This is a genomic window from Kordia sp., from assembly GCF_965224175.1.
Lineage (GTDB): Bacteria > Bacteroidota > Bacteroidia > Flavobacteriales > Flavobacteriaceae > Kordia.
This window is the reverse complement of sequence record NZ_OZ245041.1, coordinates 3801213-3824301: the sequence shown is the minus strand read 5'-3', so window position 1 is coordinate 3824301 and position 23089 is coordinate 3801213. Positions and strand designations below refer to the sequence as shown.

The following is a 23089-nucleotide window of genomic DNA, read 5'->3' as shown; positions in this document are numbered from 1 at the left end:
CGTAAAATAGGTTCTAAATCAATGATTTGTTATTTTTTAAGCATTCTGGATTTTTAAAGTAAGAAAGTTTACTTATTTTTAAGAAATCTTACTCGATTCCACCTATAATGAATATTTATATTCTTTCCATCAACTCCCGAATTTATTCTACGAATAGATTGTATCATGAAGCCGTTAAAAAAGGGCATAACGTTCGTGTTGTAGATCATACACGATGTGCTGTCGTTCTCGGTGAAGAAACAAGACCACAAATTTATTTAGGTCCCGAAAACATTACCGATGGAGTTCATGCTATTATTCCACGTATTGGAACTTCAGTAACGCGGCATGGTGCTGCTATTGTGAAACAGTTTGAGATGAACGGTGCATTTACAACCGCAAAATCTTTGGGAATTATTCGTTCAAGGAACAAGTTGCGTACAATGCAAATTCTAGCTCGAAAGCGCATTCCTATACCAAAAACTCTGTTTGCTAAAGATACTTCCAATATTAAAGAACATATTAAACTGCTTGGTGGAGCGCCTATTATTATTAAACTTCAAGAAGGAACACAAGGTTTAGGTGTCATGATTGCTGAAAGTAAAAAGTCTGCAAAATCTATTATTGAATCACTCTATAATATGAATGTGAATATTATTCTGCAAGAGTTTATTGAGGAAGCTAACGGACAGGATATTCGTGTGTATATTGTAGGGAACAAAATTGTTGCTTCTATGATGCGTAGTAGTACAGATGAAGATTTTAGAAGTAATGTACACCGTGGTGGAACGACAGAATCGGTAACCTTAACAGAGTATGAAAAGAAAATTGCAATTCATACGTCTAAAGTACTTGGCTTGCCTGTTTGCGGTGTGGATATTATTCGCTCAAAACGTGGTCCTTTAGTGATTGAAGCTAATTCTTCCGCAGGTTTGGAAGGTATTGAATCCCATACAAAGGTAAATGTAGCAGGTGAGATTATTAAATATTTAGAAAAGAATGTTCGAAAATTCGGAAAATAAAATCATAACAATTCACGGAGAAAATGTCAAACCTGGCGAAGTAAAATGGATTAAGATTCCTATTGATCGTCTGCCTACAGGAACTTTGATTGATATTCCTATATATGTGTTTAATGCAGAAAAACCAGGTCCGACACTTTTGGTACAAGGTGGTTTGCATGGCGATGAAATTAATGGTGTGGAAATTATTCGCAGAATGTTGTTTGAAGGCTGTTATAAGATTAAAAGCGGCGCTGTGATTGTATTGCCTTTGCTAAACATTTTTGGATTTATACATTTTTCGAGACAAGTACCTGATGGAAAAGATGTAAATCGTAGTTTCCCTGGGATTAAAAATGGTTCACTTGCCGCGAGAATTGCCTATCAGGTCACAAAAGAAGTGTTACCACAAGTAGATTTTGGCATCGATTTACATACTGGTGGCGCACAACGTCATAATCATCCACAGATACGATATACTGCCGATATGCCTGAGAGTAAAACTTTGGCGAAAGTATTTAACGCGCCTTTTTATTTTGCGACTTCTTTGATTGAAAGATCATTCAGAAAAACAGCTTATGATCGAAAGATTCCTATTGTCGTTTATGAAGGTGGCGAAAGTATGCGTTTTGATGAGTATGCCATTAAAGAAGGTATTCAGGGAATTTTGAATGTTATGAAATATACTGGCATGATTGACAAGATTGATCCAATGTTGATTGAACGTGAAGCTAGTGAATATTTGACTGCTCGCAAATGGTTACGCGCACCAACCGCTGGCATGTTTGTTCCGCAAGTGATGAACGGAAGTTCTATTGAAAAAGGTGATATTCTTGGTTTTGTAACAGATACGTTTGCAAATTATTGTGAGGAAGTGAAAGCTCCGTATGATGGTTTTGTGTTTTGTATTAACAACCAAGCTGTGGTGAATCAAGGTGATGCCTTGTTTCATATTGGTTCTTAGATTGTTAGACTTGTTAGAAACGCTTACGCTTTAGATTGTTAGATTTTAGATCACTTCGTTGTTAGATCGCGCTTCACTTCGACTTCGCTCTGTGTAAATGCTTTTAGATTTTCTTACTGTTCTGAGGCATTGTTTGAAATTTTGTCATTCCACATGAACATTGAGCGAAGTCGAAATGTGATACGTAACCTTAATTGATTATTTTTTTGTCTGCTTACTCTTGGATAGAATTTTGCCACGAATTCACGAATTGTTTTTTTGTTAGCTTCTTCAGTTGTATATATTCACGAATTTTTCTGAATCGTCAGATACAGTCTTTACGAGGAGTTTCTACGTGCCAATCTGTTAGTTTCAAAGAAAGCATAAGATTACTTCGTCATGCTTCCTCGTAATGATGTTTCAAGTGATCTTGGCGCTCACATCTTTTTTCGTGACAGGTTTATTCCTTCAGTAACAACTTCATAAAGGATGCTTTGTACGTTTGCCCAATAGGAATTTTAGCATTGTTGATGATGATTTGATTCCCTGAAACGCTGTTGAGTTTTTTGAGATGAATCGCAAAAGATTTGTGCGTGCGAACAAATTGAGTTGCTGGCAATTGTTCCAACATGTTTGTAAACGTACTATTGGTTATCACAGACTTGTTTTCTAGGTGAATTTTGACATAATCGCCAAGAGCTTCTATGTACAGAATGTCTTGCAATACAATTTTATGCAAGGTTTTGTTTTCTTTTACATAGATGACTTCATTTTCAGTGGTGTTTTCAGGAGTTTTTAGTGTATCAAACGCTTTGTTCACAGATGTTAAGAAACGATCAAAGGAAAATGGTTTTAGAAGATAATCTACTGCGTTTACCTCAAAACCATCAATAGCATATTCCGCATATGCGGTTGTAAAGATCACCGCTGGCGGGTTTTTCAACGATTTGTAGAAGCTTAATCCTGAAATATTTGGCATATTGATATCTAAAAATAACAAATCGATATTTGAATGATTTCGTAAGGTTTCCAGCGCATCTGTAGCGTTGTTACAAATTGAAATCAAATGTAATGACGGTATTTTTTCAATGAATACTTTGAGTACTTTTTGCGAAGATGGTTCGTCGTCAATGATGATACAGTTTAGATTCATTTTTTTGTTTCTTTTTGATGTATTTGAAGTGAAACCGTGAATGTTTCTGCCGTTTCTTTTATGTGAAATTGATGCCTTTTCGGATATACAATTTCTAAATTATGCTGAATATTTTCAAGTCCAACACCAGAATACACAGCTTTTGTTTTTTGTTGCGTATTGTTGTTGTGATTTACAATTTGAAAGTGACAACGCGTTCCTTCTTGCGCAAGCGATATTTTTATAAAAGGTTTTGCTACTTTTTTTTCCATTCCGTGTTTGAAAGCATTTTCTACTAAAGGCAATAACAACATCGGGTAGATTTCAAAGTCTTCGTCTTCAATAGTAATATCGAAAGTTATATCTTCCAAACCATGTGTTCTGAATTTTTGAAAGGCAAGGTAATTTTTGAGTAAAACAATTTCTTCCTTCAGTTTGATTCGATCAGCATCGGCATCATAAATAATGTAACGCAATACGTCTGAAAGTTGCACGATAGCTTCCGGAGTTTCTTCTTTTTTTTCTATTGCTAAGGCATAAATTACATTAAGAGAATTGAATAGAAAATGTGGATTTATCTGCGATCGCAAGTGTGTTAATTGAATTTGTATGCGTTGATTTTCTGCTTGTAATAGTTTTTGTTGCAAGGCATTGAAATACAACCAATTTTCAAAGATTTTGAGTAACATTGACACGATCAGCAGTAACACAAATTTTGTTATTGCTTGCAAATTGGTTTGATACGAAATGAAATAATAGTCTTTAAACGTAGCATTCAACAATCTTTCAAAAAGATCTGTATAACATTGCCAAAATACGATTATAATAACAATAAAAGTAACTGAAAACCATACGTATTTTCCTTTTTGCAATAATCTTGGTACTAAAAAATAGATATTGAACAGCATTGGAATCGCCGCAAAAACTAAAAACCCAAACGTGTAGATATAATCAATGTTTATGGGCGTTTTTCCTTGCGAAAAGATAAAAAGCAACACGATATAATACAGAAACCACAATGCTATGTTGAACACAACATTGCGTTTCTTTTGAAATATGTAATCCATATTTGTATTAAGGTTTTGCATTTACTTTTTGTAATGTGATTTGATCTGATGAGCCCCAAATTTCATCTCCATTTGACGCTTCAAATTTTTCTAAGAAAGCATAGAGTTCTGCAGATGTAGCCGTGAGTATATAATCATCTTCAAGATCAATTTTTTCAGATTTTAATCGAATTTTTTGTTGTTTTTGGAGTGCTTCTATTTTTGATTCGTCTAGCCATTTAAATCGTATTCCATTGTTTTTTAGTCGTTCTACTTTTGCTATAGAATGTGTACGAATTAGGTGTTGCGCTAAAAGCTGATTGACGTTTTCTAGTCCATCATTGAAAGGAGTAAAATCTACAAAAAGTTTACCATTTACTTGAAAAGGAATGACAATGAATGTCGCTTTATTATCTTTTTTTGTGTAAGATACAACATAAGCATCTTTGTATTTATCCAACAAAATTTTATCGTCTTCAGTGAGTTTAGGATCTTCCTTCTCACTTTCAAAAACAGTTTTAAAAGAAGCTATATTCCAACTTCCATTTTCAGGATCTTCCCAATTTCCTATGAAATCTTGTTGGTAACTGATGGCTTTGGCAATGTAAAATGGCTGTATGGATTTTAAGATGCATGAGTTGAGTAGTACTAAGCCGCAGAGTAATAAAATGATGCGTGTTTTCATAAGTATTCGTTTTAAGTTTATTGGTCAAAACAATCATTTTTGTAAAAGTGTGACAAAAAATTTCGCCCAACACGAAGCAACTCATGCCATACACTGTAAAGTTGTACCGTAAACTTTTTTGAGATTAAAGATCTATGTTCTTTTGAAGCAATTTATTCATCCCATAATTTTTCGAATAATTTTGGACAGATTTTTTTCATACTTTCTGGTTCGTCTTCTTCCCAAGTAAATTCAAAATCGACATATTTACCTTCGTTTTTGTGTATGTTGTCATAGTCTATATAATCGTATGCATCTTTTCCTGTTTTTTGTTGAAATACGTCTAATGCCACATACCAAAAGTCTTCAAAACCATAGTAATCTTCTTCTAGAACTTCATTTATGAGCGAATCTGGATTTTCTTTGGCGTTTTCGTAGGTTTCTTTTCCTCTAGATATTAACCAATTTCGAAAGTATTCAAAGGCATCATCTGAGCAGCCGCCATTCATAATATATGCTGCGCACCACATTTCAGAACTGTACGTATCAAACAATAATGCATCTGTTTGAATTCGGAAACCTATAATTTCGTGTAATGTTAGTTGTTGGAGTTCTTTTTTTAGAAACGCTATTTGAGCTTCTTGATTGTTGGTGTTTTTTAATGACTTTTCTATGATTTCCCAAAAAACATCTATGTTGAGTGCTTTTGAGGTTTTTTCTAGCTGTAATTCTTTTTGTTTTGCTAGCGCTGGTTTTGCCTGAGGTTTGCTTTCTTTTTTACCAAAAAGCCAATCAAATATGCCCATAGTATTGCTATTAGAGTTTATGTAGTTGTGTTGGTTGTATGTCTTAATATTTATTGAAATTAAAGGAATGAATTTTAAGATCAAAACTACCTGTAGATTTTTTCTCTGATAGATTTCTACGAAACGATTTATTTTGCTTTCGTTTTCAAATTGATTTCAATGCCACCACCAAGCCCGCAAGACATCATATATGCAAAGTATTTTCCGTCTTCTAAGTTTGTCAATTCAAATACTGGCGGACATTGAGCATGAAAAACTTCTGTTTCTAGGAATATTATTTTCTCTTCTGAAGTCTTTTCTTTTTTAGAGAAAAATTTCGAAAAATCTTTTTTCTCAGAAAAATATGCCTTTGTTTCTGTGCCACCACATGGCAAAATCAGAAACCATTTATCGCCTTTTGATGCTCTTAAAAATTCCAATGGCTTGCATATTTCTTTTCCTGTTTCGCAAGCTTCCCAATATTCACGTCTAACAGTAGCTATTTGTGCTTTTTCGATTCCTTTTGAAGGATTGTATTCTGGAAAGATATAATAATCTTCATTTTTTAAATTTCCATTATATGCTCGTAATGTAAGAATTGAAGTTTTCGGTTTCGATTTTAATTCATTATAAAAGTAATATCCAACACGAATAGTATCATTTGTCACTTTTCCTTTGATAGTTTTTAATACTTTGTATTTGGAAATTTGCACTTTACTTCCACCTTCATCTACAATTAATTCTGCAAGTACTTTGATTTCATTTTCAGTTGAAACCTTTTCCTGTTTTACATTTTGAGAGTGTACTAAAACAGTGATAAGACTTGCTAAGATTAGTATTGATGATTTCATTTTTTGTGGATTTAGTCAGCTACTTCGAGACAAACTCACGAAGCATTTACATCTCGATTATCAAGTTAAAACAATCACTTCCAAGCGCAAAGTCATTTATCGTATTTTTAACGTTTTCAACAGCTATTCATGGAGTTATATTAAAAAACCACCGCACAGAAATCACTTTCCGTACAGTGGCAAATTAGCATGAGAATGCTACTACTATGGCTATAAAGGTTACTAAGTTTGTTTTCAACTAAGTAATTTCAATTTATACTATTAATTGTCTCCCATGTAAGCTTCTCAAAACTGAGTTTTATTAAAATAAGTCTAAGTTTGGCCAAAATTTAATGGCTCCAATTCCTTGTTCCATTGCTTTTTTTAGTTCACCTCTATGTGTCGGATCGCCTTTTTTGTATTGTTTAGAATAGTTTGTTAAGATTACATAACTCACACCATTATCCATTTTTTTCAAAATCGTTCCTGTTCCAGCCATACTTCCACCATGTGACCAATTTCCGCCACTTACAGACCAACCTTTTGCATATTTAGAATTTGCAGAAGAACCTGTAGTCATTATCTTTATAGTACTACTTTTTAGAATGTCTTTTTTAGAACTTTGTCCATCTACACGAACCATGAACCTTAGTAAGTCCACTGAAGAAGCAATCCAACCGCCATGACTGTCCATTCTACGCATTTGCAAATCGTATGGTTTTCTGTCTGAATAGTATACCACTTCTTTGTACTCACGATCTTTTTTATCATTAGCGCCAATGTACATTTGCGTAATTCCACATTGTTTTAAAATATTATTACGCACATAACTTTCGTAGCTTTTGCCCGTTTTCTTTTCAATGATTCTTCCTAATAAATTGTATCCAAAGTTTGAGTATTGGTAATAATCTCCTGGTTTGTGTGTTGGATTACGTCTCCTTAAAACCCAGTTAATATGTTGCTTCCTATTTAGTAGTTTCTTTTGAAACATTGGATCGCCCCAGGTATCTTTTCCTTCTGGAGTTAAATTATTATCCCAGGTATCGCCGCCTGCCGTATGTTCTAATAATTGTTTTACAGTAATTGCTTTTTCACGATTTCCTAAGCTAAGTCTTGCATAGGTAGTTCCTAAAATGCTATTTTTTCCAAGTACTTTGTCATTTAATTTTAGTTTCTTTTGTTCTAATAGTTTCATAATAGCAACGCTTGTAATTGGTTTTGAAATACTTGCCAAACGCATTAAACTTGTTGCCGAAGCGATAATTTTGTTTTCTTTGTCTCCATATCCATATCCTTTAGCGTACACCAATTTTCCATCTTTTACGATTCCAATAGTTACCGCAGGAACTTTGAAGTCTTTCATCACTTTGGTAATTTTGCTATCTAGTTGTTTTATATCATTACTTTTCCAACTTGTTACATTTTTGAAAGCTGCTGCATATCCTGCATTTTTTCCTGCATCGTGTCCACTCACAGAAATTGGAATATACCCTTGATAGTAATGATTGTCTACTTGTAATTGATAGTTTTTAGGATTCATATCATGGCGCGCACTATATCTTCCTGATTTCTTTTCCATGATAACTGCATAATAAGTTTTCTTATTTACATCATAACTATCAACTTGTGTAACACGATATCCTTGTTTCCAAAATTTCACAACCGTTTCCTGATATTGCTTACTTGTTAATCCATGACGCGCTACATATCCAGAAGGGTTTCCTTTTTTCCAAATGGCAGCATAATATGCTTTACCTTTTACTCCATAACCGCTTATATGTACCAAACGATAGCCATCATTTTTGTTCTTTTTGAATTCGGCAGCATATTGTATTCCTGTTAATCCGTGACGCGCACGTAATCCGCTAGTGCTTTGTTTGTTCCAAATGGCAGCATATAGCACTTTTTTTCCATCATAATATCCGTCAACATGTACCAGACGATATCCGTTTTTATGATGTTTTGAAACTTCATCTTGGTATTGTTGCGAGGTTAAATTATGACGCGCTATGAATCCTGAAGTTTTACCTTTTTCCCATAAAGCTGCAAATTTTACCTTTCCATTTACATAGTATCCATCAACATAAGTCAATCTGTAACCTGCTTTGTGATATTTGGTTACTTCTGCTTGGTATTGAGAAGAAGAAAGTTCATGTCTTGCTGCATAATTTTTTAATGTTTTTACCGCATACAGATTTTCTGAATTGTTGGCATTTTCGCCTTTTTTTGTTCCTGCATATGAGAACGAAAGTAGTAGTAACATTCCCCATAATGCTAATTTTGTTTTTGTATTCATCGTTTTATTTTTTAGAATTAATAACGATGCAAACCTAGTATTGGCAAAGGTTTCGAGCGTCCTGTATTCTTGATTTTAAAAGAATTGGGACTCGTATGGGTGTTTTTCCCGAAAAACTGTGGGTGACATTCCTGTATGCTTTTTGAAGGAATTGTAAAAAGCCGATTTTGAATTGAATCCTGCTTCTAATCCAATGGACAATACTGGATATTCTACAAATGCTGGATGCGAAAGTTTTGATTTTACTTCTTTGATACGATAACTATTTACAAAGTCTGAAAAATTGTATCCGCTTAGTGTATTGATCAATTGTGATAAGTAATTTGTACTGATATTTATTTTTTCAGATAGTGTACGTAGTTTGATTTCTGGATCTCGGTATAGTTTCCCTTCTTCCATTAACGAGCATATTTCTTTGTAATAGGAATTGTCGTTAGTGATATTGATTCCTTTTTTTTGTTGCAATTGAACCAGCTTTTTTTCTGTCAATTTTGAAATGAGTTGAAATAAATAGAGATAATTCTCTGTAAAGAAATCACGTTGAGAATGCTCAGCATCCAACACTCCTTTTAGAATTCCATCTACATAAATTGGAACCGATAACTCAGATAATCGTGCTTTATCATCAATGATATAACGTTTGTCTTTGCTAGTATCTTTGATAAGTTCGTAGTTTCCCGTTTTGGCAACACTTCCTACAATTCCTTTTCCAACTGGAATTTCTTTTGGCTTATGAATGGTAAATGCTTCATCTTTTTTGTTTCCAAAAGCCGCTTCTTGTTGTAATACTTGCTTTTTTTCATCTAAAAGATACAAGACACAATCTTCTAGTTGCAGTTTAGATACACAATTTTCTAAAATATCCCAAAGCACTTCTTTTGTTTTGTTTTTATCAAATAAAGATGTTGCAAAATAACTCAGAATAGCAATGACCTGTGATTGATTTTGACGTAATACATGTAATGCTTTTGGTTCAAATAATTTGTCTAATCCTGAGAGATTGAACACAGTTTCTTCTTCGTCTCTTTCTTTTTGAATTTTCTGCAAATGCGCACTACTTTTTACATAAAACACATAGTAACATACTAAATACGCAATCCATAATGGATAGTAGTTATGGTTTCCGCTAACACGTACATTTGTTTTTATGTATAAGAGTGTTATCAACCAAAAAACACTTAATAGAATAAGCGTTACGTAGGTGTTTTTTAGCCATTTGGTTTTACGAATAACTGCGAGATACGAGAGTTCGCCTAAGCCATTTTCGTAATCTTTAATGATTCTGTAATTCCAAACACCCATAATAAACGTGAATAACAACGCTAGGTTTTCATTCCATTCCATCCGAATATTACCAACCGTTTCTCGTGATAGTATGGAATAATCTACAAATACGTTTATTTTCACAACCGTATAAATAAGAAAGAATACTACAAACGGAATGCACAAGTAGTATTTGTACTTTTTAAAGAGTGTTTCTTTTTGTAAATATGAACATGTAAACGCAGTAAAAACTACTGGCGCCAAAAATTCTAACGGAAAAAAGAAAAGTAAGATTGCTTTGTATTGCTTTGTAATACCTATATCAAACGAAATGTATTGCAAAATTGCAACTGCCGTAAGCATTAGAAACCAAAAGAAATAACGTGACGTTCTATTGTCTATTTTTTTTATGAATAAATGGTAAGCGACTAAGATTAAAAGTCCAATAGCTCCCACGAATATGGTCGTGTTATATAAATTCCAATGTAACATCTTTAAGTAGGTTTAGTTACTTAAAGATAGGTAGAAAAGCTACGCGCACATTTGATTTTCTTTTGGTTGGTGTAGAATTTTGTATGTGTTGATCGTTTACTCGTTTTTATGTGTACTTATGATACGTGTCATTATCCAATTACCATTGTCGTTTTTCCAAACAGTCACGAATTTACTTGGAATTGACTTTGCATTTGGCTCTTGATTATTGAAGAATTTATGTGTTCCCATTTGCACAGCACCATATCCTGGAATTGGATATACTTCCGTTGTTCCATCAATTAATGTACGAGTTACTTTTCCGCAGATATTATTTTTCATGGACTCCATAATCTGTGTTTTGGATGTTGCCAATCCGCCCATATCATGAAAAAACTCAATATCTTCTGAAATGAGTTCCGCTTGTGTCTCTAGGTCGCAGGTATTATAAGCATCGAAGAAACGTTTGTCTAAATTTACAATTGTGTTATACAATTCTTTATCTACAGGAACATATTTCTCTTTAGTAACAATCGTTCGTTTTGTTTTCGTTCTAATTGATAAGCATGAAGTGGTAAAGATTCCTAGTGCTAATAATAGTAGTAATTTTGATTTCATTGTCTATTGTTTTTATTGATTGATGATATTTAATAGACCAAATTTTTGTGTAAATGTTACACTTCTATATAACTCATTACGAGGAATTTTATTCAAGGAAAATAACATCTACAATACATTATACTTTAAGAAATATTTTTTTAGTGTGTAGCATCTTAAGAAGACCGAATAATAGTATTAAAAAAACTACTGAAAATGTAAAAGAAGCCCATTGCTCATTCTCGATAAAACTATTAAAGAAATCCTGACCCGTTTTACGTATTGATTGATTGTTTATGTATAATTCAAATATTGGTAACAACATATTCCCTATAGCAAAAGCTAATATTGCATTTGATCCGTATACAATAAATGGGTAAAATACATGGCGGGTTTTAGGTATGTATGTTATAATAAATCGGATACAAGCCAAAACCAATAACGAGAAACCGCTGCTATATAGTGCAAAACTACTTGTCCAAATTTTCTTTATTATTGGCATAATTTCAAAATAATCTAAAGAAAATCCTATAATCAGTAAGCACAAACCTGCAATAAAAAATAGCGCAGTTGTATATACTGTTTTTACTCTTATATAAAAAAGTCCTGCAACTACTCCACTTATTACATTAACTGTCGCTGGCAAACTAGCTATGATTCCTTCTGGATCATATGTTATTTCCCCATTTGTTGTTCCCAAATCCCATAAGTGATTGATTCCAAACACATTTTGATCTATGTATGTAGGCCAACTACTGTAAGAGTTATGTCCTGCAATTCCAACTGATGGCACTGGAATATGATAAAGTAAGATATAATAGAAAATCAAAATCAACAGAGCAGAAATTACAAACCATAATTCTACTTTTTTAGTTTTACGCCATTTCATAAAAATCCACAGACATGCTACAATAAAATAACATATTGCAATTCTTTGCAGCACACCTGGTATTCTTATATTTTTAAGATCATAAAAAGGAAATCCATTGATAATTAGACCAATTAAAATAAGCAAAAAGGTTCTTTTTATTACTTTACCAAGAAGCAGATATATACTTTTATTTTGATTTATTCCTTTGTTAAAAGAGATCGCCATTGCCATACCTACGCAAAATAAAAAACTGGGAAATATCATATCTGATAATGGATATCCTTCCCACTCTGCATGATTCATCCATTGGAATCGTTGAGACCAATCACCTGGTGTAATGACTAAAATCATCCCAACAATACTAAGTCCTCTTAAAATGTCTAATTCTACAAGTCTGTCCTTCATTTACGCGTATTTTATCACTGTAAAATACAAACAATACATTGCTGAATTTTAATTCATTAGACTCAATCTTTAATAGAAAAACAACAAATTATCTTGTTTTGATTATTTGATAAGTAGCTTCTAATTCTTCAATAGCAATAGCAATGTCTTTTTGAGTCGTTTGCCAATTGACAAATGCTGCTCTAAAACAAGCTTCTCCTTTGTATAATGAAGGCGTAATGAATATTTTTCTTCTTGAATTTAATGTTTGCAAAAATAAATTTTGTATTTCTTGCGAGAAATTGACTAATTTGAAACATACAACGTTGACACGTGTTGGCGCGACTAATTCAAAGTGTATACTGGCTTTGATATAAGTTGTGAGTTGATCAGCAAGATTTATATTTCTCTTGACAATCTCTTGGTATCCTTTTTTACCATATGCCATTAATGAAAACCATACTGGTAAGGCTCTAAATCTTCTAGAGTTTTCTGGTAAAAAGTTTAAGTATGAAAAGTTTTCCATTGGATTTCCCAAATACGGTGCATTAGAGTTTTGATAGGTTTCTATTTGTCTTTTTTGATGTTTTTCTTGAATAAAAAACAAGGCGCTATCGTAAGGAACATTGAACCATTTATGACAGTCAACAGTAATGCTATCTGCTTTTTCCCAACCAGCAACCAAATGTTTTTTGTCTTCTACACACGCGACCATTCCGCCAAAAGCAGCATCAATATGCCACCAAAAGTTATATGTTTCTTTTAATGCTGAAATCGCTTTTAAATCATCAAAATCAACACTATTCACTGTTCCTGCACTCGACAATACAATTACTTCGCCTGATGTTTGTTGTTTTAAAAATGCTTCTAGTTTATCTACATCAATTGCTTCTCTATCTTCTAACAATGGAATCTTGTGAATGTTTGCACTTCCCATACCTAACATTGCAATTCCCTTTATCACTGATGAATGCGGTAAACCTGCTGCAATTTGTATTAGCTTTTGTACTCCTGTACGCGCAATATCGTAGTTTTGATTTTTCCCAATCCATTGTCTGGCAACGCCTAAACAAGTAAAGTTTGACATGGTAGCTCCAGTAACAAAACCTCCAAAAAAATGTGTAGGTAATTCAAAAAAATCAAGGAGTAATTGAATGGTTTCTTTTTCTATGATTGCTGAAACGTCACCTCTTCCTTGAACACTTTGCGTGTTTTGATCAAACATAGTTGCCAACCAATCACCTAGTACAGAAGCTGGCGTTGCGCCACCAGTTACATAACCCCAATATCTTGGTCCAGATGAACCACACATTAAATGTTGGTATTCTGTTTTGAATTTTTCTAATACTGCTGTAGTTCCAAGACCTTCTAATGGTAATGGATAGTTTTTTACTTTTTGCGGTTTGGCTGCAGCCGGAATATTGTCTATGTTTTGAAAACGTTGTTGCGCCAATTGTGTTACTAGCGCTAGTAATTCTGCAATATTTTCCTGATCGTTTGTTAGTTCTTTATACATTTTTGTAATCTATTTTGTTTCGTTTTTCCATGTAGAGTTCTGGTTTTCCTGGCTGTGTAAATCCATACTTTTCATACAGCCAATCGGCAGAACTTGTGAATAAAAACCAAAGCCTCAATCCTTGTAATTTTGTATGTTCCATAATGGTTTGCATCAACCAAGACGACAATCCTTTTTTCTGATAAGATTCTATGATAAATACATCGCACAAATACGCCATTGTGGTTTGATCAGTAATTAAACGCGCAAAACCTATTTGTTTTTTTTCATGAAAGATTCCGAAGTTTAGCGAGTTTTCAATGGATTTTTTCACCATTTTCAGTGGAATGTCTTGTGCCCAATAAGATTCTTTGCTTAGATATTGATGAATCATTTGTATATCTAGCTTATCAATGTTTGTGGTAATTGAATACGCTTCATTTGTAATTATTGCTGTTCGCATCTGCTCTGTTTTTTGATTGTGACAAATTTAATAGAGAACAGTATAAGAAAACAGATTCAGTTTTTTAACTTTGCACCATATCAGATACACATGAAAGTAGTCAATTTTTTATATGAAGACATTGCTACACACATTGAAGAAGAGATTTTGAATGGTGTGTTGGCTTTTGGTGATAAGCTTCCGTCTGTGAGAATATTTAGCAAACAACACAACGTTAGCGCTTCTACCATTTTTCAAGCATATTATTCACTTGAAGCGAAAGGTTTGATAGAAGCACGACCAAAATCAGGTTATTATGTAATGTATCAACCAAAAAAATATACACCTACTTTTACGGATACTGAAGTTGAGATCGTTCCCAAAATACAGGAATTGACAACTGACGCCATGATTTCGCATTTGGTAGATTTATTGAGTGCTGACAATTTTTTACATTTATCAACTGCAAGACCAGATCTTTCCTTGTTACCGACAGCAACTTTGCAAAAGAGCATTAAGTCAGCTTTGACAGCTTTGGGCGCTGATATTTTAAATTATGATCACCCGACAGGAAATGTAAATTTACGACAGTTAATTGCTGGACAACAGGTAAAACTCGGAAAAGCGTATACATCAAAAGATATTGTGATTACAGCTGGTTGTACCGAAGCATTAACTTTATGCTTGCAAGCTGTCACCCAAAAAGGCGATGTTGTGATTTCTGATAGTTTGACTTATTATGGAATTCATCAAATTATTAAGAATTTAGGACTTAAAGTTATTCCTGTTCCTATTCATACTACCAAAGGCTTGGATTTGAATTTTTTTAAACGTTCACTAGAAGAATTTCCCGTAAAAGCCTGTTTGCTAACGACTAATTTTAATAATCCGACAGGAATGAGTTTGTCAACAACGCAGAAAAAACAGTTGGTCAACTTGATTAGCAAACATCAGATTCCGCTGATTGAAGATGACGTATATGGTGAGTTGTATTTTGGAAAACATCGTCCGAGTACTTGCAAGCAGTTTGACACCGAAGGTTTGGTAATGTATTGCTCTTCTTTTTCAAAAACTTTGGCGCCAGGTTATCGTATTGGCTATACAATTCCCGGAAAGTTTACAGAAACCGTTACTCGTTTAAAAAGAATTCACTCTTTGGGTTCGAGTACTTTGTCGCAACAAGCTTTGCTACATTTTTTCTCTAAAGGAAGATATCCGTATCATTTAAAAAAGCTGCGACATACTTTGCACAGCAATATGCTAGCGTATTGTAAACTTATTTATGATTTTTTTCCAAAAGAAACCTATGTAGTTCCACCTACTGGCGGTTATATTTTATGGGTTGCTTTTCCAAAAGATTTTGATAGTATTACGCTTTTTGAGGCTGCTAAAGAGCAACTTTTGATCATAGCTCCAGGACAGATTTTCTCTATGAATGATTCACACAAAAACTATATTCGATTGAGTTTTTCAAAACCATTAACCGAACCTATTGAAAAAGCAATGCAAGTGTTAGGAAATTTAGCGAAAGTACTAATTCACAAAGGTTAAATTTTGCTGTATTTTCTATAAATTAGTAGGTTTTAGCTTATGAATAACTTCTGTACTTACCCAATAGATATTTGCTAATCCCTTTTCCCCTTTTCTTTCAGATCTTCCAAAAAAGATATACTTTCCATCAGGACTAATCCTAGGACTCTTTTCATCAAAATCAGAATTTACGGAGTTTCCAAGATGTATTGGTTTTGTCCATGTTCCATCTTGCTTTTTAAAATAGACGTATATATCATTGTCTTTTCTATGATTGTTTTCTTGATTTTCACCTGCAACCAATACATAATCTTGAGATGGAGAAATGAACGCATGATGTCCAAATGTAATACCAATCTCCATTTTTTCAGAGAATTCACCATTTTCATTAGGCGCATAGTATGTTTTAAATTTTGACAAGTTGAAATAGTACATATCGCCATTTTTCGCTTGATTGGCAGAAAACACTAGATCGTCATTTATAGGTGAATTAAGTTGTATTGCGGCGCTCCAAGAATCTTGCAAACGATTTACATACCAAATTTTTTCATCTGCAAAAACAGAGTCCAAAGCTGTAAAATAAATCCTTTTACTATTCTGGCTGACAAAAGGATGCATTTCTTCCTTTTTTTGCCCTTTAGTAAAATTTGCTCTTTTTATAGTAGTCCATGTACCTTTTTCAAGTTTTGAATAATAGATTGCTGTTTCTTTGCCTTCATAATAAGCTCCAAAATATATTTCTCTTAAATCTGGAGAAAACGAGACAGCTCCTTCAAATCTTCCATTAATTGAAACAATGCCAGGCGCGAAAATTTCTGGAATTAAATTCGGTGGTTTCTGTCCAAAATAGAACTCTTTTGAAATTGAAGAATCATTATTTTTTGGTTTCTGATTTTTTGTGTCGCAAGCATTAAAAAACATTACAGAAACAAACATTAAGTATATAAAATTGGTATTTCTCATTGTTCAAATATTATAGAGGATTATTTATCTTTTAAAAATCCTGAAGCATCTCAATAAAGATACAACTCAAATTATACGAATTCAAATGAAAAACTGATTGTTTCAAAATACATCTCGATACAATTTTTCTTCATTTTATTTCGAAAAATCACTCGATAAGACGTTTTAGTTAATCAGGAAGGCGATCGCGTTGTCCTTTTTTACGATTGAATCTGTAGACAAAGGTTACTGAAATTCTTCTTCCAATGGATTTTCTTTCAGATGCTAAGCGGAAATTTTCTCCTGTTACTACTCGATCTTGAATTCTTGAATCGAATATATTTCTAACATTTAGCGTAATAGCTCCTTTATCGTTAAAGATGTCTTTACTAATTGCGAAATCGGCAAAGTATTGTGCCTTTTGCAATGTTTGTCCATTTTGGTTTCTTCCTGTGTAATTAAAACTGGTTTGCATAGACAATCCTTTTTTGAAGCGCATTCTCGAATTGATTCGTGTAAACCATGTATCATCTTTAGTATCAAAATTTTGTCCTTCAAAACTTCCTTTTTGATCATATTGAAAGAAATTGAATTCACTTGAAATTCGCCACCATTTGAAAGGATTGTATGTTGCTGACACTTCTAAACCTATACGATCTTCCGTATCTAAGTTTACAGGAAATGTGACGAAGTTTCCATCCGCTGTTTGATTGGTTACAAAGTTGAAAAAGTCGGTTGTGTGTTGATAATATACCGAAGGATTGATTGAAAATTTTCCCCAACGTTTTAGAAAAGCTGCTTCAAACGAATTTGTATACATTGGGTTTAAATCTGGATTTCCACCAAATAGGTTTCGAAAATCTGTCAATCCGCCAAAAGGATTTAGTTGCCAAAAAGCTGGTCTGTTGATACGTCTGCTGTAGCTTACTTGTACATCGGTTCTATCGGCTATTTCATATGATAAATGCACAGTTGGAAATAGGTTTGTATAGTCTTTATCATCATTAAACAAACTTTTTTCATCATCAATACCTATGTCTGAATGTTCTACGCGCAATCCTAATAGATAACTAAATTTCCCTATTTTATCTCCGTATTGAGCATACGCACCGTAAATACGTTCATTATAATCTAACTCGTTGTCTAATTCTGGTACGAGTTGATCGTCAATATGTACCATATAATCACTTGTAATTCTTCGTAGTTCGGCTCTAAAACCAGTTTCTAGTCGTGAAGTTTCTGTTAATGGCGATACAAAGTTTGTTTGAAATAAAAAGTCTTTGCTACTTTCTACATCGTCGCTTCGAATGGTTGTAAAATCGGTTGTTGTTGGTATCGTTCTTTGTTGACGAATGCTTTCTTGCTCATCATCGTTCCAAAAGTCATATTGTACGTCCATTTCGAGCTTCTGTCCTTTTTTATCGAAGGTTTTCACATAATTCATTTCCAAACGATTGAAATTTTGTGGCTCTTTATAATTTTCTACTCGTGAAATCGTACTGTCAATTGCTCCGTTTGCATCTAAGTACGAATAGTTTAAACGCGTTTCATCCGTGTTATTTAAAAGCGTATGATAAAAACTTGCTGTCAGTGTATTTTTATCATTGATATAATAATCACCTCCAAAAAAGATATTATGTGCATCGTCATTTCTGTCTTGATCATTAAATTGCGTTAATCCTGTTGTAATTCCGTTATTCGTTACTACCTGACGTGTTGTTTCTTCGCCAAAGAAATTTGAGTTTCTGTATCCGACATTCGTAAAAAAGTTTACTTTATCTGTTTTGTATGTAAGATTCAAATTGGCTCTATAGTCTCGTGGATCACCTGCGCTTAGTTGTACAGAACCGCTCAAACCGCCTTTTTTGTTCTTTTTTAGAATGATATTAATGATTCCTGCTGTTCCTTGTGCTTCATATCTCGCCGAAGGATTCGTAATGACCTCAACTTTTGAAATCGTTTCTGCAGGAATTTGATCCAAACCATTATTCGCCACCAAGGCAGAAGGTTTTCCGTTGATCAGAATGCGCACATTTCCATTTCCACGCAAGCTAATTCCGCCGCCAGCATCTACCGTTACGGAAGGTACATTATCCAGAATATCATTCACGGTTCCTCCTTGCGTTAGTAAATCTTTTCCAACATTGAATACTTTTTTATCTAGTTTCAATTCTACCGTAGATTTTTCTGCGACAATTTCAACTTCACCCAGCGCTTCTAAATCTTCTTCCAGACTAATAGTTCCGAGATTGAGGTCTTTGTTTACTGTTACGTTTTTTGATTCATAAGACTTAAAAGAAATGAATTCCACTTTAATCGTGTATACACCTTGTGCTACTTCTAAAGAAAAATTTCCTTTTCCATTTGTAATTCCACCTTCTAAAACTTTATTGGTTGCGTCTAAAATAGTAACCGTTGCATATTCTAGTGGCTGCTGTGTTGTTTTGTCAACTACTTTTCCTGTAATTGTGTAGTCTTTACTTTGTTGTGCATGTGCAATTAAAAATGTTAGATGCATGAATAAGATGACTATTTTTTTCATGTTTTATCTGTTTAATTTGATTGATGCAACAAATATGATCTTTAATCAGACACTATATTTATAAATAGTCGAACACCTGCGTATAGTCGTCAAACATGCCTTATTAGCGTTGTTATAAGTTTCGTCTACTTTTTGATAGTGTTTGGGTGTTTTTTTAGCATTTCCATCTATCTATAATTTTTAAAGAAGCGTAATGCGTACTTTTATGAATATTATTAGATTTGAAGTATATGATACAAGTTGTAAAAGATATTTTTGGTTATATAAAAAATAGACGTGTTTTAAAGCATGTTGTTTTTTGGTCTGTATTGTATCTATTTTTAATTTTTTCTGACGCCTCTTACGATCCTTTATGGGTAATTACCATTGCACGAGCTTCCCATATTATTCCACAAATTATTGTTTCTTATTTCATAGCGTATTGGTTAATTCCTAATTTTTTATACACAAAAAAATATTTTCTTTTCTTTTTATATGCGATCATAAGTGCGTATTTAATGTGTGTATTATCACGAACGCTTATGGTACATGTTGCAGAACCTATGTTTAGAGGCGCACCATTTGAACAAGAACCTATTTTAGAAATCTTAACCGATTGGAAGAAATTGGTTCGTGGTTACTTTTTTACCATTTATTCAATTGCATTTTTCTTTTTATTGCTGAGGCTTTCTTTAGAACGAATAGAGGAACAATCCTTGAAAAAGGAGAAAACTGCTATCGAATTAAAGATGTTGAAAGCACAATTGAATCCCCATTTTTTATTCAATACTTTGAATAATATTTATTCGTTGTCTATTATAAACTCGCCAAAAACTTCGGAATCTATTGGAAAATTGTCTGAAATCTTAGATTATGTCTTATATCGTTGCGATCAAAAATATGTGCCCTTGTCGGGAGAAATTACACTGCTAGAAAATTATATTTCGCTGGAGCGTTTGCGGTATGACGAACGTTTGAAAGTTTCCTTTACACATAATGTAGCAGCAGATACAAAAATTGCACCGTTGATTTTATTATCTATTGTCGAAAATGCTTTTAAACACGGCGCAGGCGAAGATGCTGGAAGTCCAGAAATTACTATCAACCTTTCACAACAAGAAGCTATTGTTTCCTTTACTGTTTTTAATACAGTTGTTAAGCAAGCTTCCGAAGATTCTAGAGAAGCTATAGGTTTAGAAAACATCCACAAGCAATTGGCATTATTGTATCCAAATATGCATACGATTACAATTGATCAAAAAGAAGATTCTTTTGAAATTTCCATCACTTTAAATACGCAACATCATGAAAGTTAAGTGCTTGTTAGTAGACGATGAACCGTTGGCAATTAAATTGCTCGAAAATCACATTTCAAAGATTGCTTCTTTTGAAGTTGTGGCTACGTGTAACAATGCTATGAAAGCTTTGGAAATATTGAATACACAAGAAATTGACTTGTTGTTTTTAGATATTAAGATGCCAACGATGACAGGAATCGATTTTCTAAAGTCGTTGCGTAATCCACCAAAAACAATTTTCACGACTGCATACAGAGAATATGCATTAGAAAGCTACGATTTAGATGTTGCTGATTATTTATTGAAACCTATCACGTTTGATCGTTTTTTTAGAGCTGTAGAACGTTTTTATAGAGATATAAAACCTACGCAAGTGTCTGTTGCTAGTGCTTCTTCACCAAAGACAGAGGAAGTTTTAATTCAAATAAAATCTGGCACAAAATATCATAAAGTTTCGGTTTGTGATATTGTTTATATAGAAAGTCTAAAAGATTACGTAAAGATTCACACGAGTTCAAAAAGTATTGTTTCCAAGCAAAAAATTAGTGATTTAGAAGCTGAACTTGCCAAGCATGCATTTTTACGCATACATCGATCGTATTTGATTAATAGTAAAAAAGTGACTGCATTTACACCACATGATATTGAATTGAACAATGTAGAAGTTCCTATTGGCGCAAGTTATAAGGAATATGTATTGGCGATTTTGAAAGAGTAAATTACTTTGTATTTTTCTATTGTAAAGATGTTGGCGATTGGATAAAAAGGTAGAATCTTAATTGTATTTCCATATTTAAAATGTACTGTTTTTTATCGAGTCGTCAAATGCTCTAAAGGAATCTAATTCAAAAAAACCGAACAATCGTTGCTCTCACCAAATCAGGCATTTCCAACGGACTCATATGTCCGCAGTTTTTTAAAATACTTATCGTTGCTTTGGGAAAATGTTGTTGTGTTTGCTTTATTTTTTCAATATGAACCAAAGCATCTTCTTTTGCAGCAATGACATGAACTTTCGTGTGAATGTGTTTTAATTTTTCAGTTAAATTCACACGTTGTGAAGTCGCTTTGAGCTGACGAATTAGTACTTCTTTTCCCAAAGTTGCATCCATGTCTTTTATGACTTGGATCAATTCTTTATTTTGATGGTTTCGCGGATGTAGAAATTGCAGTGCTCTTGCTGTAGAAATTCCTTTGTAATTGTGTTGCTCTAGAAAGTCAATAGTGCTTTTTCGTAGTTGTAATTCTTGCGCATTCAAACCATCCGCAGAAGCGGCAATAATGATCATTTTTTCAATTCGTTTTGGATGAGAAATTGCAAAATGCATTGCTACATACGCGCCCATGGAAAAAGCAACGACATAAGCATTTTCTTCTAGAGTTTCCTCTAATAAAGCATCTATTTCGTTAAAAGAAGTTGCTGAAGTTGTATCTATAAAAATACATTCAAACTGTGTCAAATCTGCAATAACAAATTCCCACAATTGCTTTGTACACATCGTTCCTGAAAGGAAATAGAGTTTTTGTTTTTTCATGTTTTAAAAATGAAAAAAAACGTACACCTCACATTTCGACTCAGCTCAATTTGAATGTGAAGTGTACGTCTATATTTTAAAATAAATATTTTATTAAAAATTCGATGAAACAATTTTTTCAATTGCTTCAGGTGTTGGAAAGTCCATCGGAAATACCATTCCGTTTGCATACCAGTTCTTTTTTGCTATAAATTCATTTTGAATTATTGCATTCATCTCTACACCATTAGTGAAGGCAAAATAATTTACAAAATCAGAACTTGAAGCAGTTAGAAAGTTAATATTTAACTTATTCTCTACATTATCTTTATTGTCTTTAAGAAATTTAGAAATGTTTTCAGTCTTCTTAGCATAATCCCATCCACAAGGCATTCGCTTCGTTCGTTCTTTCACTCCAATAATGATTACTTGCTCATAACATATGTCTGTAAAAGGCATACAAACTCGTTGCGTACGTTCTTTCACTTCTGGCACAATTATTTGCTCGTAATGCTTCATTTCTAATTCATAAACATCTTGCTTTTTAAAGTTAGCCCAAGCATATCCATGATCATCAGTAACTCTATTCAAAAGAACAATTTTACCTCTTACATCGCCTAATTCAACATTTTTAATGTCTTTTTTATGATCATAAAAGTAAGATAACGCTGCAAATTCTTTCATATCGTCAGAAGTAATTTTGAATGTGGATTCTTCTGACTTAATTGACATTAATACTGTTTCTTGAGGATTTTTTCTTAAGAATTCATATACAGGGACTAAAACAGCATCCACAAAAGTTCCTCCTACTGGAGCTACGCCATGTTTTAAAATAAATATATTCGCAAGTAAAAACTCAGATACTCCTGGTATTTTCGCACTTTTAGAAAGCCTAATATCTAAAAATCGTATTCCATTATTTAATTGTCTTTCTACTGACCAGCTTTGCGTTTTAGCAAACGGAACTACAGTGCCATGCGTTCCACTGTCATGTGTTCCTGGAATGTTAATGTTTATTAGTTTTTTGGAGTTTGATAAATTTGACATCCAATTTTTCATGCACACTTATTTTTAGGGTTAATTAT

General features: G+C 33.3%; 20 protein-coding genes. 5 read left to right on the top strand and 15 right to left on the bottom strand.

All coding sequences use genetic code 11. The features are described from left to right. Positions 1 to 107 precede the first annotated feature (107 nt). Together ACOQOS_RS16545 and ACOQOS_RS16540 are read left to right on the top strand one after the other, a co-directional pair. Positions 108 to 1001 (top strand): RimK family alpha-L-glutamate ligase, encoded by an 894-nt coding sequence (locus tag ACOQOS_RS16545; protein ID WP_420571583.1) that lies wholly within the window; start codon positions 108 to 110, stop codon positions 999 to 1001. Beyond that, positions 979 to 1944, top strand: coding sequence for a succinylglutamate desuccinylase/aspartoacylase family protein (locus tag ACOQOS_RS16540; protein WP_420571582.1), 966 nt, complete (start codon positions 979 to 981; stop codon positions 1942 to 1944). Before ACOQOS_RS16545 ends, ACOQOS_RS16540 begins: the two co-directional genes overlap by 23 nt. Positions 1945 to 2383: 439 nt before the next feature. Here ACOQOS_RS16540 and ACOQOS_RS16535 read toward each other — a convergent pair whose 3' ends face one another. The 11 genes from ACOQOS_RS16535 to ACOQOS_RS16485 form a co-directional block, all read right to left on the bottom strand. Continuing rightward, on the bottom strand, positions 2384 to 3076 hold the full coding sequence (locus ACOQOS_RS16535) for a LytR/AlgR family response regulator transcription factor (RefSeq protein WP_420571581.1): 693 nt from the start codon (positions 3074 to 3076) through the stop codon (positions 2384 to 2386). Beyond that, a complete protein-coding gene (locus ACOQOS_RS16530; protein ID WP_420571580.1) occupies positions 3073 to 4122 on the bottom strand; it encodes a sensor histidine kinase in 1050 nt (349 codons plus the stop codon). Before ACOQOS_RS16530 ends, ACOQOS_RS16535 begins: the two co-directional genes overlap by 4 nt. 7 nt (positions 4123 to 4129) lie before the next feature. Further along, positions 4130 to 4786 (bottom strand): hypothetical protein, encoded by a 657-nt coding sequence (locus ACOQOS_RS16525; protein ID WP_420571579.1) that lies wholly within the window; start codon positions 4784 to 4786, stop codon positions 4130 to 4132. Between the two features lie 152 nt (positions 4787 to 4938). Further along, complete coding sequence (locus tag ACOQOS_RS16520; protein ID WP_420571578.1) at positions 4939 to 5571, bottom strand: DUF4240 domain-containing protein; 633 nt, start codon at positions 5569 to 5571, stop codon at positions 4939 to 4941. A gap of 128 nt (positions 5572 to 5699) precedes the next feature. Next, entirely contained in the window at positions 5700 to 6401 is a 702-nt protein-coding gene (locus tag ACOQOS_RS16515) for a hypothetical protein (RefSeq protein WP_420571577.1), read from the bottom strand. Between the two features lie 301 nt (positions 6402 to 6702). Beyond that, positions 6703 to 8676, bottom strand: coding sequence for a serine hydrolase (locus tag ACOQOS_RS16510; protein ID WP_420571576.1), 1974 nt, complete (start codon positions 8674 to 8676; stop codon positions 6703 to 6705). Between the two features lie 75 nt (positions 8677 to 8751). Beyond that, on the bottom strand, positions 8752 to 10431 hold the full coding sequence (locus ACOQOS_RS16505; protein WP_420571575.1) for a helix-turn-helix domain-containing protein: 1680 nt from the start codon (positions 10429 to 10431) through the stop codon (positions 8752 to 8754). Positions 10432 to 10527: 96 nt separating this feature from the next. Next, positions 10528 to 11028: a nuclear transport factor 2 family protein gene (locus ACOQOS_RS16500; protein ID WP_420571574.1), complete on the bottom strand. Its 501-nt coding sequence runs from the start codon at positions 11026 to 11028 to the stop codon at positions 10528 to 10530. 118 nt (positions 11029 to 11146) lie between these two features. Beyond that, on the bottom strand, positions 11147 to 12283 hold the full coding sequence (locus tag ACOQOS_RS16495; RefSeq protein ID WP_420571573.1) for an acyltransferase family protein: 1137 nt from the start codon (positions 12281 to 12283) through the stop codon (positions 11147 to 11149). A gap of 88 nt (positions 12284 to 12371) precedes the next feature. Continuing rightward, positions 12372 to 13778, bottom strand: a complete 1407-nt coding sequence (locus tag ACOQOS_RS16490; protein WP_420571572.1) for a pyridoxal phosphate-dependent decarboxylase family protein — start codon at positions 13776 to 13778, stop codon at positions 12372 to 12374. Beyond that, positions 13771 to 14220 carry a GNAT family N-acetyltransferase gene (locus tag ACOQOS_RS16485; protein WP_420571571.1) on the bottom strand — a complete coding sequence of 150 codons (450 nt, stop codon included), beginning with the start codon at positions 14218 to 14220 and terminating at the stop codon, positions 13771 to 13773. Before ACOQOS_RS16485 ends, ACOQOS_RS16490 begins: the two co-directional genes overlap by 8 nt. A 90-nt stretch (positions 14221 to 14310) precedes the next feature. On the opposite strand from ACOQOS_RS16485, the gene ACOQOS_RS16480 reads away from it, so the two are divergent. After that, on the top strand, positions 14311 to 15750 hold the full coding sequence (locus ACOQOS_RS16480; RefSeq protein WP_420571570.1) for a PLP-dependent aminotransferase family protein: 1440 nt from the start codon (positions 14311 to 14313) through the stop codon (positions 15748 to 15750). Between the two features lie 15 nt (positions 15751 to 15765). On the opposite strand, the gene ACOQOS_RS16475 is transcribed toward ACOQOS_RS16480, so the two are convergent. Continuing rightward, positions 15766 to 16692, bottom strand: a complete 927-nt coding sequence (locus ACOQOS_RS16475; RefSeq protein ID WP_420571569.1) for a hypothetical protein — start codon at positions 16690 to 16692, stop codon at positions 15766 to 15768. Positions 16693 to 16861: 169 nt separating this feature from the next. Next, positions 16862 to 19213, bottom strand: a complete 2352-nt coding sequence (locus ACOQOS_RS16470; protein ID WP_420571568.1) for a TonB-dependent receptor domain-containing protein — start codon at positions 19211 to 19213, stop codon at positions 16862 to 16864. A gap of 230 nt (positions 19214 to 19443) precedes the next feature. Here ACOQOS_RS16470 and ACOQOS_RS16465 point away from each other — a divergent pair, with 230 nt between their 5' ends. Then, positions 19444 to 20508, top strand: coding sequence for a sensor histidine kinase (locus tag ACOQOS_RS16465; RefSeq protein WP_420571567.1), 1065 nt, complete (start codon positions 19444 to 19446; stop codon positions 20506 to 20508). Next, positions 20498 to 21208 (top strand): LytR/AlgR family response regulator transcription factor, encoded by a 711-nt coding sequence (locus ACOQOS_RS16460; protein ID WP_420571566.1) that lies wholly within the window; start codon positions 20498 to 20500, stop codon positions 21206 to 21208. The genes ACOQOS_RS16465 and ACOQOS_RS16460 overlap by 11 nt, the downstream gene beginning before the upstream one ends. Before the next feature lie 127 nt (positions 21209 to 21335). On the opposite strand, the gene ACOQOS_RS16455 is transcribed toward ACOQOS_RS16460, so the two are convergent. Both ACOQOS_RS16455 and ACOQOS_RS16450 read right to left on the bottom strand, forming a co-directional pair. After that, positions 21336 to 22025: an alpha/beta fold hydrolase gene (locus ACOQOS_RS16455; RefSeq protein ID WP_420571565.1), complete on the bottom strand. Its 690-nt coding sequence runs from the start codon at positions 22023 to 22025 to the stop codon at positions 21336 to 21338. 93 nt (positions 22026 to 22118) lie between these two features. Further along, positions 22119 to 23063 carry a phosphatidylinositol-specific phospholipase C domain-containing protein gene (locus ACOQOS_RS16450; RefSeq protein WP_420571564.1) on the bottom strand — a complete coding sequence of 315 codons (945 nt, stop codon included), beginning with the start codon at positions 23061 to 23063 and terminating at the stop codon, positions 22119 to 22121. Between the last annotated feature and the right edge of the window lie 26 nt (positions 23064 to 23089).